A 16,121-nucleotide genomic window follows, 5' to 3' on the forward strand; every position below is an offset into this window, starting at 1 on the left:
GCGCAAGAATACCCCTTCATTTCTTGATCTTTCTTGCGCGGAGCGCTAGGCAGCAGCAAGAAAATTCACGAAGGATCCCACATCATGAGCAACCCGTCGCTTCTGATCTTGCCCGGCGATGGCATCGGCAAGGAAGTAATGACCGAAGTGCGCCGTATCATCGACTGGTACGGCGACAAACGCGGCCTGAAATTTGACGTCAGCGAGGACCTCGTTGGCGGCGCGGCCTATGACGTCCATGGCGTGCCGCTGCACGACGACACGATGGCCAAGGCCCAAGAAGCGGACGCTGTTCTGCTCGGCGCGGTGGGTGGCCCGGCCTATGATGATCTGGATTTCGCAGTGAAACCAGAACGCGGCCTGCTGCGTCTGCGCAAGGAAATGGACCTTTTTGCCAACCTGCGCCCGGCGCAATGTTTCGACGCCCTGGCAGATTTTTCGAGCCTGAAAAAAGACATCGTTGCGGGCCTTGATATCATGATCGTGCGCGAGCTGACCTCCGGCTCGTATTTTGGTGAACCGCGCGGCATCTTCGAAGAGGATGGTCAGCGCGTTGGCATCAACACCCAGCGCTACACCGAAGCCGAGATTGACCGCGTTGCGCGTTCGGCCTTCGAACTGGCGCGCCGTCGTGGCAACAAAGTTGTGTCGATGGAAAAAGCCAACGTGATGGAGTCTGGCATTCTGTGGCGCGAAGTTGTGCAGCGGGTGCATGACGCGGATTATGCGGATGTCGAACTGTCCCACATGTACGCTGACAACGGCGCGATGCAGCTGGTGCGCGCGCCAAAGCAGTTTGACGTCATCCTGACCGACAACCTCTTTGGCGATATTCTCTCGGACTGCGCGGCAATGCTGACCGGCTCGCTTGGCATGCTGCCTTCGGCCTCTCTTGGTGCGCCGATGGAAAGCGGCCGCCCCAAAGCGCTCTATGAGCCCGTGCACGGCTCTGCGCCGGATATCGCAGGTCAGGGCAAAGCCAACCCGTGCGCCTGTATCCTCAGCTTTGCCATGGCACTGCGCTACAGCTTTGATCAGGGCGACGAAGCCACCCGTCTTGAAAAAGCGGTTGAGCAGGTTCTGGCAGATGGCGTACGCACCGGTGATCTGATGCAGGCCGACGACGCGCAGCCCGTCAGCACCAGCCAAATGGGTGACGCGATCATCGCTGCGCTCGACGCCTCCCTCTAAGCTTTCGGGCTGGCGCATATGACCCTGCGCCAGCCCGATATGACCCAGAATTCACAAATAATTCATGCGCCTGCCTTGCCTGTATCACGCGCTGTGCTAGACCGACCGATAGCGCTAGCACCACATGAGGCCACATATGGCAGTTTCAAATAATATCAAAGGCGCGTTGCTTTCGCTTGCGGCCTTCACCAACTATGCGTTTCACGACGTCATCGTGCGCTATCTGGGCAGCAATTATTCGCCTTTGCAGGTTCTGTTTTTCACCAGCCTGCTATCTTTTCCATTGATGATCCTCATTCTGGTCGGCGACCGCAGTGAATCCAATCTGCGCCCGGTCCATCCCTGGTGGATGGCCCTGCGCTCGCTTACGATGGTGGTGGGGGCGTCTTCGGGGTTTTACGCCTTCGCCACGCTGCCCTTGGCGCAGGTCTATTCCATTCTCTTCACGGTGCCGCTGATCATCACGTTGCTGTCGATCCCTGTTCTCGGCGAGAAAGTGGGGGTGCATCGCGCTGGGGCCATCATCGTTGGCCTGCTCGGGGTGCTTGTTGTGGTGCGCCCGGGCGCAGAACCGCTTTCTTCTGGCCATGCGGCGGCCTTTACGGCCGCGATCTGCGTGGCGCTACAATCGGTCGTGGCGCGGCGCATCGGCAATGATGAACGATCCATCGTGATGATGGTTTTCCCGTTTCTTGCCATTCTGGTGGTCATGGGCACAGGCATGGGATTTGTCTATGAACCCATTCCGCTTATGGACTTTTGGGCGATGGCCGCGGTTGCTGTGATGGGCTTTGTTTCCGGGCTGCTGCTTGTGGGGGCCTACCGGTTGGGCGAAGCCGCCATTGTTGCGCCGATGCAGTATTGCCAGATCATCTGGGGCACGATTTTTGGCGCGCTGCTCTTTAACGAGCGTCCGGACACGCTGACGCTGGTTGGCGCTGTGATCATCATTGCAAGCGGCGTGTACATCGTCCTTCGGGAGACACGCGGCGCATCCGCCAATACGCCTGTTCTGCGCACGCGCACGCGCGGTGTGGCCCCCGGCACCTTCCGGATTTCACAGATCCTCAAGATCCGCCGTCAATAACCGCGTTAGATGTCTTTCCACCGCCGGTGGACCCAGAACCATTGATCCATATGCGCCCGCACGCGCGCTTCGAGCGAATCGTTCAGCGCCTGGGTCATGGTTTCCGGGTCGCTGTGCGGCACCGGCTCTTCGACGATAATCTTGTATGAGATCCCATCCGGCTGGCGCACCGAATAGGTCGGCACCAAAAGGGCATCATATTTGATCGCCATTTCTGCCATCGACAATGCCGTCCAGGCGCGCTTGCCAAAAAACGTCAGCGGCGCGCCGCTGCCCGCGCGCAGGTCGATCAGGGCGGCAATACTGCCCCCGCCCCGGATATGGCGCAGCATCTGCCCCAGCCCCGGGCGCCCGCGTTCAAACAGCGGCGTGCCAATGGTCGAGATTTTGTCGACATAATAGGTGTGAAACAGCGGGTTGTTCATTTTGCGATAAAGGCCGCCCACGTCAAAGCCGCGCGCAATCAAGGCCGCGCGCCCCACATCATAGTTGCCAAAATGGCCCGAGATGAAAATGCAGGGTTTCCCCGCAGCCCGCGCCGCATCCACGGTCGCAAGACCCAGCCCCGCGAATTCGGACTCGCGCGCCAGCGGCACCAATTTGTCCGGCGAGAACATTTCAGCCAGGGTCCGCCCGACATTATTGCTGACCTTACGCACCAGCGTTTCGCGTTCGTCGTGCGGCATCTCCGGCATCACAAGCGCAAGGTTTTCGCGCGTGCGCTTGTTATAGCCCGCCAATGGGCCGATCACCCGTTCCATTATCCAGCCCAGAAATCCGACGCGCGCGCGATAGGGCAGCACATGGAACACGCCGAGGATCGAGCGGATCGCGGCGTATTCAACCCGATCGCGAAAGGCCACAGGGCGCGTGATAGTGTCTGTTTTGGTCATGGCTTGTTATCGCTGAACGCTCCGGCAAAGGAAAGTGGCGGTTCGCGTGCTTGTACTGCCATGGGAAACCCCCTAGGTCTGCCAAGCACGCAACATCAGGTCACGAGATATCTGCTATGGCAAAACCCGGAATTCAAGCCCGCCTGAAGGAATGGGAGCGCAGCGTCATGCGCCGCTACAACGTGCCCGCAGACAGCCCGGAAAACATCCGCCGTGCGCAATTCTATAATCGCTGGCTGGATCATGGCATTCTGCGCGTCCATTGGACCAATTTGGATGAATTTTCCCCCGGTGCTTGGCGCTCCAACAACCCGACGCCCGCGCGCTTCCGCAAATTGCCAGATATGGGCATCAAAACGGTGCTGAATGTGCGCGGCGGAATGGATTCGCCGATCTACCGCGAAGAAGTGGCCCTGTGTGAAGAACTGGGCCTCACGCTCATCACCCTGCCCATGGCGTCCCGCGAGGCCCCGAAAGCCGAGGTGATTTTGGAGCTGCTGGAGATTTTCGACACCATTGAGCATCCGTTTCTGATGCATTGCAAATCTGGGGCCGACCGCACGGGCCTTGCCAGTGCGATTTACCTGATGACTCAAAAAGGCGTTGCACCGCGCGATACCTTCCCGATGCTATCGTTCAAATACCTGCACCTCAAATCGACCCGCACGGGTGTGCTTGACCGGTTTTTGATGAGCTACACGCAGCGCTATGAAGAGACGGGCATCAATTTCGCCGACTGGGTGCGCGAACACTATGATGCGGAGAAGCTGCAGGCAGACTTCAACGCCAAAGGCCTTAAGGACATCACATAAAAAAAACCCGCGGCGCACCGCGGGTTTTCTTTTCGCAATGCAGCGAAGGCTGACTTAGCCCATCCGCTCAGAGGCAAAGCTGCCCGGGCTGGCCGGGAAGACCACGGTCTTGTTGCCATTGATGAAGGACCGATGGCGGGCATGCGCATGGATCGCGCGGGCCAGCACCTGGCTTTCAACGTCGCGGCCCAAAGACACATAGTCAGCGGCCGACTGTGCGTGGGTGATACGCACGATATCCTGTTCAATAATTGGACCTTCGTCCAGATCCTCGGTCACATAGTGCGAGGTGGCCCCGATCAGTTTCACGCCGCGTTCATAGGCCTGTTTGTACGGGTTGGCCCCTTTGAAGGATGGCAGGAAAGAATGGTGAATATTGATGATGCGGCCAGACATTTTGGTGCACATCTCGTCGGACAAAACCTGCATGTAGCGGGCCAGAACAACCAATTCGGCACCGTTGTCTTCGATGATGCGCATTTGGGCGGATTCGGCCTCAGCTTTGTTTTCTTTTGTCACCTTGATGTAGTGAAACGGGATATCCGCATTCACGACGACTTTCTGGTAATCCATGTGGTTTGAGATGACGCCGACGATCTCGATCGGCAGCGCGCCAATACGCGAGCGATAGAGCAGGTCGTTCAGGCAATGGCCGAACCGCGACACCATGATCAGAACTTTCATCTTCGCGCCGTCGGCAAAGAATTTGAAGTTCATGTCAAATTCTGCGCCCACTGGGGCGAACTCTGCGTCCAGCGTGTCCAGATCGAGGGTTTCAGGGGCCTCAAAAGCCAGGCGCGCAAAGAATTTCCCAGTGATCTGATCATCAAACTGCGTGGCATCTGTAATATTGCAATTGGCTGAGGCCAGATAGCCCGACACCGCCGCGACCACGCCCACGCGAGATTGGCATTCAACGGTCAGTACGTATTTCATCGTCTCTTCTCCACTTGTGCGAGCTGCGCTCTGCAACTCATCGCAGGCCATCCCGCGGATGCTTATCACTAGCGGATCACACCCCGGGCAAAAGCGGAAATTCCGACACACAGAAACAAAAAAGCGGCAAGTTTTTCACCCAGCGCGGGGGAAAGTTCGTTTCGGAAAAAAATTCGCCCATCCACTACCGGATGGGCGAGACTCATTTCAGAGACAAGGCTTTGCTTTACTGAGCGGCCTGCCGGCTGGCCATCAGCTCTTGCAGATAAAGGCCGAGTTCATCGCGCAGATCGGGACGCGCCAGGCCGAACGCGACCGTGGCTTGCAGAAAACCGGCTTTGGAGCCGCAGTCAAAGCGCTGACCACGGAAGCGGAAGCCATAGACATTGTCGCTTGCGCTGATTTCCTTGGCGATCGCATCTGTCAGTTGGATTTCACCGCCGGCCCCGGTTTCCATGTCGTTCAGGTTTTCCAACACCTGCGGTGTCAGAATATAGCGCCCGATCACGGCGAGGTTGGAGGGCGATGTCCCTGGCGCTGGTTTTTCAACCATGCCTTTGACCGACACCATATTGCCCATGTCGCTGGCCACATCGAGAATACCATAGGCCGATGTCTTTTCGTCCGGCACTTCCATCGCGGCAACCACGTTGCCGCCGGTTTCCTCATAGGCCTCTACCATCTGCTGAAGACAGGGCGTATCGGCGTCAATCACATCGTCCGGCAGCAAAACCGCAACGGGCTCATCCCCGATCAGGCGGCGCGCACACCAAACCGCATGGCCCAGACCCTTGGCCTTGTGCTGACGCACATAGGCCACCGCGCCTGATTCCATATTGGTATCTTGCAAGACGTTCAAAAGCTCTGTTTTGCCCTTTTTCTCCAGCTCTGTTTCCAATTGCGGAGCATGATCAAAGTAATCCTCCAGCGCGCCCTTGCCGCGCGAGGTCACAAAAATGAATTCTTTGATGCCAGCGGCGCGCGCCTCATCAATGGCATATTGGATCAATGGGCGATCCACCAATGTCATAATTTCTTTTGGGACAGATTTGGTCGCCGGCAAAAAACGCGTGCCCAAACCCGCAACCGGAAAAATGGCTTTTGTGACTTTTCTTTGCATCAAATGCCCTCTCAAAGCAAAATATAGTGCCGCAACCTTACACGCCCGCCTTGGCAGGCAAAAGCGCTGCTGTCGAAATTCTCATTCCGACGGTTCAACGGCCTCGTCGGGCGTAAATTTGCACCTCAATGTAACGTTTGCTGGGCGAGAATATGAATGTTCTGCGGCGCGCAAAACGCACCCGGCCCCCAAGCAACATATCTCTTTTTTCGAATTATTGACGCATTGGTCAATTTTGCCTAAAAGGAAGGCGCAAATTAGTATGGTATAGGTCGCATGCAGGAAATTTCCAAACTCGCAGAACTTCGCAAACTATTGCTCGGGATGGAGCGTGCGCTTGGTCTTGAAGATCTTTCTGCAGTCGAGCGTGATATTTACTATGCTGCAAGCGAACTTTCCACCGAGGCACCTGGGGTGCGCACGACTGGCCTGCTAAGCCACGCGCTGCTGGAAGATGTCTCGCGCCCAACGTTTTTTCGGGCATTGAAGTCCCTCGTCGGCAAAGGCTATTTGTCTCAAAGCAATGCGTCGCGCCGTGGCGTTTATGTTGTGAACACGCCACGCGGTTGATCCGCTCTCAGAGAGGGTGCCCCTTTGGAAATCAAGTCGCTCGCCGTTGAAACGGTGATTGCCTCGCTTTGCTACGTCCTCGCATTTTTCCTGACGTTCGAAGCGTTGATGCCGGTGCAGAACCGCTTCTTTCCTGATTTTTACAGCAGCGCCAGCCTCCTGTTTCTGCCGCATGGTGTCCGTGTTTTGACGGCGTGGCTGCTGGGCTGGCGCTCGATCATTGCGCTGCTGCCCGGCGTGTTTTTCACCTACTATTATCTGGCCGGGGAAAAAGTATTTATGGCCAGCCGCCTGATGGGCATTTCCATTGCCGTTCTGACGGCACCGATTGTGTTCTATCTCTTGGCGAAAGTCCTGCGCGATCTGCACCCAGCCGCACATCGCACCCCATGCTGGCCCTGCGTGATGGGGGCGGGCGTGATTGCAGCGGTTGCGGGCGGGATCCTGACCAACCTCGCTTTTGGCAGCCCGGTGTTGGATTACTTTGCCTTCTTCATTGGTGACGTGGCTGGGTTGTTCTTCCTCATGTTGTTCTTGATGTTGTTGTTTCGTTACGGGCGGCGCGCAGGCATTCGGTAACGCCAGCCCAAAACGTCGACGCAACAAATAAAACGCCGTAACGTCATATTTTGTATTTTTATTGCGCTGCAACTGCAAAGTGATTATGCACAGTGCAGCATAATAAGGATATGATTCATGGCTCATGACGGACACGACCCTGCAATGACGCACGCGACTATTCTGCCCGACCTTCTCGCCCTGACGGCCCAAGCGCTGCCGCCTGTCGCAAGGCTTGTGTCGGTTGCTACTGAAAATTTGCGGCAGCGTGTCTCGATTGACGGTCGTGTATCCGGTGCCGCGATTGAAGCCCACCAGAGCATGGCGCACGGCCTGTCGTGGCTGGCCACGTACGAACAATCCCTGCGCCAAATGCAGAACTGGGCCGAAGGGCTACACTCCCAAGGCACGTTTGGCGAGCTTGAGCAGCTGCTGCTCCAGATCGCCTTTGGCGAATACCTCAGCCAGATGTATGGCGGCATCCCGATGAGCCAGGGCGAAATCATCCGCGCGCAGGATATGGGCCTCAGCCACGCCGAGATGCAAACCTTTATGCAAGGGACGGTCCAAACGCTCAGCGAAGGCGGGAATACCCAAGCCGCGCGCGAGCGGCTTGTCGCGTTGATGCAAGAGCAAGCTGCCAATATTACGGTCGGAAAATCCGGCCTCGATGACGAGCTTGAGATGATCCGCGAGCAATTCCGCCGCTATGCCGTGGACAAGATTTTGCCCCACGCCCACGCCTGGCACCTAAAAGATGAATTGATCCCGCTTGAGGTCATTCAGGAGCTGGCGGACATGGGCGTCTTTGGCCTGACCCTGCCTGAGGAATACGGCGGCTTTGGCCTTTCCAAAGCTTCCATGGCGGTCGTGACCGAAGAGCTGTCGCGTGGCTATATCGGCGTTGGCTCGCTGGGCACCCGGCCGGAAATCGCGTCGGAGCTGATCCTCTGCGGGGGTACCGAAGAGCAAAAACAAAAATGGCTGCCCAAGCTGGCCAGCGGCGAGGTGCTGCCAACCGCGGTCTTCACCGAACCGAATACCGGCTCGGATCTGGGCAGCCTGCGCACCCGCGCGGTCAAGACCGACGACGGCTATGAAATCACCGGCAACAAGACTTGGATCACCCACGCCGCCCGCACCCAGATTATGACCTTGCTGGCGCGCACCGATCCGACGACCGACAACCACAAGGGTCTTTCGATGTTCATCGCCGAAAAAACCCCGGGCACAGATGCCGACCCCTTCCCCTCCGAAGGGATGACTGGCACGGAAATCGAGGTGCTTGGCTATCGCGGCATGAAAGAATACGAGCTGAGCTTTGATGCCTTCAAGGTCAAGGCCGAAAACCTGCTGGGCGGCGAGGAAAACAAGGGCTTCAAGCAGCTGATGCAGACCTTTGAAAGCGCGCGCATTCAGACAGCCGCCCGTGCGGTGGGCGTTGCCCAGGCGGCGCTGGATGTGTCGATGCAATACGCCATTGACCGCAAGCAATTCGGCAAATCGCTGATCGAATTCCCTCGCGTGTCAGGTAAACTGGCAATGATGGCGGTCGAAATTATGATCGCGCGGCAGCTGACCTATTTTTCAGCCTGGCAAAAAGATCACGACAAGCGCTGTGATCTTGAGGCCGGCATGGCCAAATTGCTCGGCGCGCGCGTTGCTTGGGCGGCGGCGGATAACGGGCTGCAAGTGCATGGCGGCAACGGCTTTGCGCTGGAATATGAAATCAGCCGCATCCTTTGCGATGCACGCATTCTCAGCATCTTTGAAGGCGCGGCCGAAATTCAGGCCCAGGTCATCGCGCGGCGATTGCTGGATTAACGCCCAACAGGAAAATGGCCCGGCAGTGACCGGGCCTTTTTCTGTCCATTGCGCAAAAATGTGGCACTGTCCCCGCGACGAGGCAAACGCGCCTCTCAATGCGCCGCTCAGCGGCAGAAATTTCAATTTCAGAACACATTCCCCAGCGTATGTTTTATCTCAGGTTGTGATTTGAGTCTGCGCCGCTTACGCCTTGGGCATGGCAAAGAATCGTCTCTCTCCCGAGGCCTGGGTCGCCGCTGGATTCCGTGCGCTAGCAAGCCAAGGTCCAGCCGCACTAAAGGCCGAACCGCTGGCGCGCAGCCTTGGCACAACCAAGGGCTCTTTCTATTGGCATTTTGCCGATGTCCCCGCCTTTCACGCGGCCATGCTGACCTTGTGGGAAGAACGTGCCTTCGCAAATGTGGTGCGAAGCCTTGAAAGTGAGGACAACCCGATTCAGCGCTTGCGCGCGCTCGGGGCCATGGCGGCCGAAGATACGTCCGAAGAATTCGGCGGCCGCGCGGCGGAGCCCGCGATCCGGGCTTGGGCGCGTGACAACACGCAAGTGGCCGAAGGCGTTGCGCGCGTTGATGCAAAGCGCATGGAGTATCTCAACGCGCTGCTGGCCGATATTGGCCTCTCAAACCCTGAGCTTTCGCGCATACTCTATGGTGCGCTGATCGGCATGCAGGAACTGTCTCTGCGCGACGGGGCCGCAAATGCGCCCGCGCTGGCAACCTTGGTGGATCTGATCCTCGCCCTATATGAAGAAGAATGAGATCACTTGTTCTTCTAATCAGCTTCATTGCCCTGATGTCCTGCCGCGCCGATGAAAGCCTAACCGCCTATGGCGGTGCGGGAACTTGGCAATTGCAGCGTCTAAACGGCCAACCTTATGCGGCGCGCGCCACCATCGCCTTTGGTACCAATGGCGCGGTGACGGGCCAAGGGGCCTGCAATGGCTATGGGGCGACGCAAACCGCGCCCTACCCCTGGTTTGAGCTGCGCGAGATGCTATCCACGCAAATCGCCTGCGCCCAATTGGCCAAGGAGCAGCAGTTCTTTCGGGCGCTCAACGCCATGACCCTCGCCGAGGTTTCAGGCGATACGCTCATCCTGTCCAATGACAGCGGCGAGATGATGGAATTTAACCTGTTGCGCGACGGCTAAGCTGATCCAGAAACCGCGCGCGCGCCTCCGGGAGCGGCCGATTTCCAAGGCTTGGGGCAAGCTTGTTTTCCAAAAAATGCCCAGTGACGCTCAGCGCCTCAAGGATATCGCCGTCCGCGGCATCCCCCTGCCCGACCATCACCGGAGGCAAAGGCAAAAGTCGCGGTGCCCATTCGCCAGCTGCGGTGGCTGATACGGCGCGGCCGGATTTCGGCGAGATATACGCCAACATGTCGTTGCGCCCGGTCACTGCGCAGTCGGACAGATCAAGCCCAAAGCCGAGGGTTGTCAGCAGCGCCATTTCCCATTGCAGATACGCCAAGGGCCACAGATCATTCTGACCGAGCAGATCCAGCAAAGGCACAGTCTGTGCATAAAGCGCCGCGTGGGCTTCACGTTCGGGCAGGGCAAAGCCCAGCAGGCTGGTGACGGCATTCAGCCCGGACAGGGCAAAGCGATCTGACAGAACCGCCGCGCGGCTGCGCACCGGTTCCACCGTGAATGTGCCGATATGGCCCTCAAGCCGCGCCCGCCAATGCAGATCAACCTGCGCACCGGGTTGCAGGATCGGCATCATCTTACGGCTGGTGCCACCCCGCACAACCCCGGCATGCCGTCCATGGGACGGGGTGAATGCCTCAAGGATCACGGCATTCTCGCCGTGTTTGCGTGTGGAAATGACAAAACCTTGATCGCGCCAGTCCATAGCACCCCCTTGCCCTCTGACCACCCTAGGGCGCGGGGCCGGGCAGGCGCAATTGGCGAATTAATCCGTCAGCCCCGGCTCATCTAACAAATGGCGGCCGGCGCGGTCCTCAACCTCAATGACCCAGAGGTCTGGATCAAAACTGCGCTGTTTCTGCAAGGCAGCATCCACGTCTGGCTCTGCCCCCTCACTCAGCACCATCCAGGCGCGGTTGCCGGACATGAGGTCAAAGGTTTTCTGATAGGCCTTGGCCTGACCGTCCAAAGTGTTCAGTTTGACCAGAACAGCGCCTGCCGTGTTATCCCCGTGGCTGACGACAAAGGCCGGAATGTCTGCCAGCCGCAATCGCGCCAAATAGGCCTGCACCCAAAATTCAGCGGTCAGTCGCGTCATTGATTGCCGTCTTTGAAATCCAGCCCCATTTCGGAATAGCGCTCGGACTCCTCCAGCCAATTTGGCCGCACTTTGACCTGCAAGAACAAATGCACCTTGCGGCCCAGAAACTCTGTCAGTTCCTGTCGGGCGGCAGTCGAAATCGCTTTGATCGTTTCGCCGCGTTTGCCCAGCACGATCCCCTTATGGCCATCCCGCATCACATAAATCACCTGATCCACACGGGCTGAGCCATCTTTGCGCTCTTCCCATTTTTCGGTTTCCACAGTCAGCTGGTAGGGCAATTCCTGATGCAGGCGCAGGGTCAGTTTTTCGCGGGTGATTTCTGCGGCAATCATCCGCATTGGCAGATCGGCAATTTGATCTTCGGGATAGAGCCATGGCCCTTCGGGCAGCGATTTTGCCAGCCAGGCTTTCAAATCATCTGCGCCATGGCCCTTTTCTGCGGAAATCATGAAGGTTTCGGCAAAATCATAGCGGGCGTTCAGATCCTGTGTCAGCGCCAGCAGGACTTCGGATTTGACCATGTCGATCTTGTTGATTGCCAAGGCGACAGTCCGGCCCTCGCCGATGTCTTTCAGACCTTCCAAGATACGTTCCACACCCTCGGTGATCCCGCGGTGGGCTTCGACCATCAGCACGATGATGTCGGCATCAGCAGCACCGCCCCACGCGGCCGCGACCATCGCGCGATCCAGACGGCGGCGGGGCGTAAAAAGCCCCGGCGTGTCAACAAACACGATCTGCGCGTCACCTTCCAGCGCAACGCCGCGAATGCGGGCGCGGGTGGTTTGCACCTTATGGGTGACAATCGATACTTTGGCCCCGACCATGCGGTTGGTCAGGGTGGATTTGCCGGCGTTCGGCTCTCCGATCAGGGCTACAAATCCGGCGCGGGTCATGCGCTCTCCAATCTTTGTAAAAGGGCTTTGGCGGCGGCCTGTTCTGCCTGACGTTTCGATCCGGCAGTTGCGGCCTCGGTCTCGCCGTTATCCAGCTTGACCGCAATAGTGAAAACAGGGGCGTGGTCCGGCCCACTGCGTTTGACGAGATCATAGCGCGGCGGCTGCAATCCGCGCGCCTGGGCCCACTCTTGCAGGCTGGTCTTGGCATCACGGGCGTCCGCCTCAACCGACGCGATGCGTTTGCCCCAGAGCCGCACGATAAGCGCTTTGGCGGCTTCAAAACCGGCGTCGCGGTACACGGCGGCAATCACCGCTTCCATGGCGTCCCCCAAAAGGGCCTGCTTGCGCCGGCCCCCGGACAGCATTTCGGACCGCCCCAGTTTCAGCGCATCGCCAAGACCGATTTCGCGGGCGACATCGGCGCAGGTTTCCTTGCGCACCAGCGCGTTGAAACGCGGGGCCAATTGGCCTTCGCTGGCTTTGGCGTCATGGTCCAGCAGCGCTTCGGCCATGACAAGGCCCAAGACGCGGTCGCCCAGAAACTCCAGCCGCTGGTTGTCAGATCGCGTGGGCGAGGACATCGACGAATGGGTGACAGCCCGCACCAACAGCTCAGGGGCACCAAATTGATGCCCCAGCCGTTTTTCCAATGCTTTCAATTCCGCTGAAATCTTCAATTGACGCCCTTAAAGAAACGATCCCCCCGCCAGGTCCAGAAGGCAAACATCGACCGACCTGCAGAAGAGAACATGATGCGATCGGCGCGTCCGATCAAGTTTTCGAACGGGACAAAGCCCACCCCGCCACGGCTTTGCGGCACGCGGCTGTCGGTGGAGTTGTCGCGGTTGTCCCCCATGAAGAAGAAATGCCCCGCAGGCACGGTAAAGACGCCTGTGTTGTCGACAAAGGAATTATCGATATTCAAGATCGCATGTTGCGTGCCGCCCGGCAAGGTTTCGATCAGGCGGGTTTTCTGACAGGTGCCGCCGGTGCCCACTGGGCCGTTTTCGCACCGTGGCAAGTTGCCCTGCGGCCCTTGCGGTTCAGACACCTCTTCAAAGACGCCGCCGTGGTCCAGGGACACGGCCTGACCGTTGAGATGCAAAACACCGTTTTTCATCTGCACTGTGTCACCAGGCAGCCCCACCAGACGTTTGATGAAATCAGAACCCGTGACCGGATGGCGAAACACCACAACATCGCCGCGCTCTGGCTCAGACCCAAGAAAGCGCTCATTCTCGCCATCAAACACGCCGCAGATATCGCGCGCATCCACGCCAATGAACGGCAACGACGGACAGGAAGCATAGGAGTAGCCATAAGCCATCTTGTTCACAAAGAGGAAATCGCCGATCAGCAGTGTGTCTTTCATCGAGCCGGACGGAATCCAGAACGGTTGAAAGAATAGCGTGCGAAAAATACCCGCGATCAGCAGCGCATAGACCACCGTTTTGATGGTTTCCACAATGCTGTTGGGCTTTGATGAGGCCTCAGATGCCATTCTGTCTCTCCGGCTTGGTTTGCGGTTACATGCGACCCGGCAGGCCAAGTGTCAACCCGCTGTGCCTGCGTCATCGCTGATCGGCAGGGCCTCGATCACCACAAAAGCCTGCGCCCAGGGGTGATCATCGGTCAGGGTCACATGGATCACCGCCCGATGTCCGGGCGGCGTCATTGTCTCAAGTCGCTCCTTGGCCCAGCCGGTGACTTCCATGATTGGCTGGCCGCTGCGCAGGTTGCTGACGTGCATGTCCTTCCAGGCGATGCCCATGGCAAGCCCGGTGCCCAAAGCCTTGGAACAGGCTTCCTTGGCGGCCCAGCGCTTGGCATAGGTGCCAGCGATATCTTTGCGGCGCTCGGCCTTCATCTGCTCCCGCTCTGTGAACACGCGGTTTTTGAACCGGTCGCCAAACCGATCCAACGTGCCCTGAATACGGTCGATATTCGCAAGATCTGTCCCGATCCCAAGGATCATTCCAAAAACGCCTCAATCACACCAGTGTCTTGGTTAAGATTGAAGTAGAGGTCTCCTGATGAGAAATCATCGAACTCGCTGTCAAAATACATCACCTGCACGTCAAAGATCAGACCAACGTCTGGATCATAGTGGGCATTCAGCTCTTCAAAGCCAATGCCGCTAAACCCCATGCCGCCAGCGACACCGATGGTGCGACATTGGCGGCCACCGACTTCGTCGTAAGGCGGGGACAACACCAGCAAATGGAACGAGCCAGCCGCAGGCTCGATGGTATCCAGCAGGGCAAGTCGCACAGCGCCATTGGCATAGCTGCGTGAGAACTCTTCCCATGGCTCATAGATCGCATCGGCACGGGCCTGCCAGTCGCATTCAGAAATCTCTTGTGCCATGGCGGGTGTGGCCAGCAGCATGGATGCAATCAAAGCGGATTTCAGCACGTCAAATCTCCGAATGTGTTAGTCATATGATGGGATGGCACCGCTCTATTGTCATGCGCTTTGTTGGTCGGCGCGCGCCAAATCCATCAAACGACGCATTTCCTTGATCGAGGCGTCCATGCCAACAAACAGTGCTTCGCCCATCAAAAAATGGCCAATGTTCAATTCTTTGATCTCTGGCAGCGAGGCAACAGGCTGGACAGTATCATAGGTCAGCCCATGCCCGGCATGCACCTCAAGGCCAAGCCCATGGGCAAAGCTGGCCATCTTGGTCAGCCGCGCCAATTCGGCATCGCGCTCGGCAAATTTGCCTTCGGCGTGAAAGTCGCAATAGGCCCCAGTGTGCAGCTCGATCACCTGTGCGCCAATGCGATGCGCCGCTTCGATTTGCGGGCGGTCCGCTGCAATAAAGATCGAGACCCGACAACCTGCATCACGTAAAGGCGCGATGTAATGCGCCAGGCGGTTTTCCTCACGGGCGACCTCTAGCCCGCCCTCGGTGGTCTTTTCCTCGCGCTTTTCAGGCACGATGCAGACGGCGTGGGGTTTATGGCGCAGCGCGATTTGCTGCATCTCGTCGGTGGCCGCCATTTCAAAATTCAACGGCACTGTCAGTGCCTCCATCAAGGCGTCGATATCCGCATCCATGATATGGCGGCGGTCTTCGCGCAGATGCGCGGTGATCCCATCCGCGCCCGCCGCCTCGGCCAATTTGGCCGCGCGCACTGGATCAGGATAGGCCCCGCCGCGCGCATTGCGCACTGTGGCAACGTGATCAATATTTACACCCAAGCGCAGCATGGCGTCCGCTCCTTCGTCTTTTGCGCCGACCCTAGACGCAGCCGGGCGCAGAGAAAACCGAATTTTCGTTATTTTTTGGCCTTGGCTGCGCCATCTGAAACCTGCGCCTTGGCGCGTTCCGCTTTCGATTTCAGTTTCTCAAACTTGGCCTGAATCTGCTTGGCGCGCCGCTTCTGATAGGCCCGGATCACCGGCACCGACAGATAATAGGCCACAGTGGCCGCTACAAAACCGGGCAGGATGCCGCCGATCAAATATGGATAGAAGACCTCATCCCAAAAGATCGACAGCCCGCGCCAATCCATGTCGGCGTCCGTGAACATCGCCCAGAAGTTATGCAAAAGGTCGCCGCCCGCATTGCCAAACTTGCCGACAAGGCTGCTTTCCTGGCCTTCCTGAAACTCTGTGCCCAGCAGGAAATGCCCGGTCTTAAGCGAAATCACCCCAATCGGAATATAAGTGAGCGGATTGCCAAAAAATGTGCCCAATAGAGCCGCCAAAAGGTTGCCCTGCACCAGCCGAGACATCATGGCCGCCACCACGAAATGCAGCCCATAAAAGGGGGTGAATGTGGTGAACACCCCGGCCCAAAGCCCGCGCGCGATCCGTTCGGGAGAGCCGGGCAAGCGCCGCAGCCGATGCCGGACATAGTAAAACGCCCGCGTCCAGCCACCACGGGGCCAGAAGAAATCCTGTACCATCTGCAGGATTGGTCGTCTGTCCCGGCGCTTAAAGACCAATGGCGTTTCCTTGTGGGT

20 protein-coding genes are annotated in these 16,121 nt (G+C 58.0%); 8 read left to right on the forward strand and 12 right to left on the reverse strand.

Going from position 1 to position 16,121, the window contains the following annotated elements; genetic code table 11:
• Positions 1-84: 84 nt before the first annotated feature.
• A complete protein-coding gene (leuB, locus tag N6L24_RS13025; RefSeq protein WP_271845116.1) occupies positions 85-1,191 on the forward strand; it encodes a 3-isopropylmalate dehydrogenase in 1,107 nt (368 codons plus the stop codon).
• A 136-nt stretch (positions 1,192-1,327) separates the two neighbouring features.
• The gene (locus N6L24_RS13030; RefSeq protein WP_271845117.1) at positions 1,328-2,278 is read left to right on the forward strand and encodes a DMT family transporter; all 951 of its coding nucleotides are present in this window, start codon (positions 1,328-1,330) and stop codon (positions 2,276-2,278) included.
• 5 nt (positions 2,279-2,283) lie between these two features.
• Here N6L24_RS13030 and N6L24_RS13035 read toward each other — a convergent pair whose 3' ends face one another.
• Positions 2,284-3,171, reverse strand: coding sequence for a lysophospholipid acyltransferase family protein (locus N6L24_RS13035; RefSeq protein WP_271845118.1), 888 nt, complete (start codon positions 3,169-3,171; stop codon positions 2,284-2,286).
• Positions 3,172-3,287: 116 nt separating this feature from the next.
• Here N6L24_RS13035 and N6L24_RS13040 point away from each other — a divergent pair, with 116 nt between their 5' ends.
• A complete protein-coding gene (locus tag N6L24_RS13040; protein ID WP_271845119.1) occupies positions 3,288-3,983 on the forward strand; it encodes a phosphatase domain-containing putative toxin in 696 nt (231 codons plus the stop codon).
• A gap of 54 nt (positions 3,984-4,037) precedes the next feature.
• Here the strand turns inward: N6L24_RS13040 and purU are convergent, their stop codons facing one another.
• A complete protein-coding gene (purU, locus tag N6L24_RS13045; protein WP_271845120.1) occupies positions 4,038-4,919 on the reverse strand; it encodes a formyltetrahydrofolate deformylase in 882 nt (293 codons plus the stop codon).
• Positions 4,920-5,145: 226 nt separating this feature from the next.
• Positions 5,146-6,039: a UTP--glucose-1-phosphate uridylyltransferase GalU gene (gene galU, locus N6L24_RS13050; protein ID WP_271845121.1), complete on the reverse strand. Its 894-nt coding sequence runs from the start codon at positions 6,037-6,039 to the stop codon at positions 5,146-5,148.
• 276 nt (positions 6,040-6,315) lie between these two features.
• Between galU and N6L24_RS13055 the strand changes: the two genes are divergently transcribed.
• The 5 genes from N6L24_RS13055 to N6L24_RS13075 all read left to right on the forward strand — a co-directional run bounded on the left by N6L24_RS13055 (position 6,316) and on the right by N6L24_RS13075 (position 10,143).
• Positions 6,316-6,609, forward strand: a complete 294-nt coding sequence (locus N6L24_RS13055; RefSeq protein ID WP_271845122.1) for a hypothetical protein — start codon at positions 6,316-6,318, stop codon at positions 6,607-6,609.
• Positions 6,610-6,633: 24 nt separating this feature from the next.
• A complete protein-coding gene (locus tag N6L24_RS13060; protein WP_271845123.1) occupies positions 6,634-7,188 on the forward strand; it encodes a hypothetical protein in 555 nt (184 codons plus the stop codon).
• Positions 7,189-7,305: 117 nt separating this feature from the next.
• The gene (locus N6L24_RS13065) at positions 7,306-8,991 is read left to right on the forward strand and encodes an acyl-CoA dehydrogenase family protein (protein WP_271845124.1); all 1,686 of its coding nucleotides are present in this window, start codon (positions 7,306-7,308) and stop codon (positions 8,989-8,991) included.
• 199 nt (positions 8,992-9,190) lie between these two features.
• Positions 9,191-9,751, forward strand: coding sequence for a TetR/AcrR family transcriptional regulator (locus N6L24_RS13070; RefSeq protein ID WP_271845125.1), 561 nt, complete (start codon positions 9,191-9,193; stop codon positions 9,749-9,751).
• Entirely contained in the window at positions 9,748-10,143 is a 396-nt protein-coding gene (locus N6L24_RS13075; protein ID WP_271845126.1) for an META domain-containing protein, read from the forward strand. The genes N6L24_RS13070 and N6L24_RS13075 overlap by 4 nt, the downstream gene beginning before the upstream one ends.
• On the opposite strand, the gene recO is transcribed toward N6L24_RS13075, so the two are convergent.
• The 9 genes from recO to N6L24_RS13120 all read right to left on the reverse strand — a co-directional run bounded on the left by recO (position 10,121) and on the right by N6L24_RS13120 (position 16,103).
• On the reverse strand, positions 10,121-10,849 hold the full coding sequence (recO, locus tag N6L24_RS13080; RefSeq protein WP_271845127.1) for a DNA repair protein RecO: 729 nt from the start codon (positions 10,847-10,849) through the stop codon (positions 10,121-10,123). The two genes, N6L24_RS13075 and recO, sit on opposite strands and share 23 nt — an antisense overlap.
• 60 nt (positions 10,850-10,909) lie before the next feature.
• A complete protein-coding gene (locus tag N6L24_RS13085) occupies positions 10,910-11,242 on the reverse strand; it encodes a DUF1491 family protein (protein WP_271845128.1) in 333 nt (110 codons plus the stop codon).
• Positions 11,239-12,144 carry a GTPase Era gene (gene era / locus N6L24_RS13090; protein ID WP_271845129.1) on the reverse strand — a complete coding sequence of 302 codons (906 nt, stop codon included), beginning with the start codon at positions 12,142-12,144 and terminating at the stop codon, positions 11,239-11,241. The genes N6L24_RS13085 and era overlap by 4 nt, the downstream gene beginning before the upstream one ends.
• Positions 12,141-12,824, reverse strand: a complete 684-nt coding sequence (gene rnc, locus N6L24_RS13095; protein WP_271845130.1) for a ribonuclease III — start codon at positions 12,822-12,824, stop codon at positions 12,141-12,143. Before rnc ends, era begins: the two co-directional genes overlap by 4 nt.
• Positions 12,821-13,648: a signal peptidase I gene (gene lepB / locus N6L24_RS13100; protein ID WP_271845131.1), complete on the reverse strand. Its 828-nt coding sequence runs from the start codon at positions 13,646-13,648 to the stop codon at positions 12,821-12,823. The genes rnc and lepB overlap by 4 nt, the downstream gene beginning before the upstream one ends.
• Positions 13,649-13,699: 51 nt before the next feature.
• Positions 13,700-14,122: a holo-ACP synthase gene (gene acpS / locus N6L24_RS13105; protein ID WP_271845132.1), complete on the reverse strand. Its 423-nt coding sequence runs from the start codon at positions 14,120-14,122 to the stop codon at positions 13,700-13,702.
• Complete coding sequence (locus N6L24_RS13110) at positions 14,119-14,562, reverse strand: hypothetical protein (protein WP_271845133.1); 444 nt, start codon at positions 14,560-14,562, stop codon at positions 14,119-14,121. The genes acpS and N6L24_RS13110 overlap by 4 nt, the downstream gene beginning before the upstream one ends.
• 51 nt (positions 14,563-14,613) lie before the next feature.
• Positions 14,614-15,363, reverse strand: coding sequence for a pyridoxine 5'-phosphate synthase (locus N6L24_RS13115; protein WP_271845134.1), 750 nt, complete (start codon positions 15,361-15,363; stop codon positions 14,614-14,616).
• Between the two features lie 68 nt (positions 15,364-15,431).
• Complete coding sequence (locus tag N6L24_RS13120) at positions 15,432-16,103, reverse strand: DUF2062 domain-containing protein (RefSeq protein ID WP_271845135.1); 672 nt, start codon at positions 16,101-16,103, stop codon at positions 15,432-15,434.
• Between the last annotated feature and the right edge of the window lie 18 nt (positions 16,104-16,121).

This window comes from Cognatishimia sp. SS12 (genome assembly GCF_028369055.1).
In the GTDB taxonomy this organism is placed as follows: Bacteria; Pseudomonadota; Alphaproteobacteria; order Rhodobacterales; family Rhodobacteraceae; genus Cognatishimia.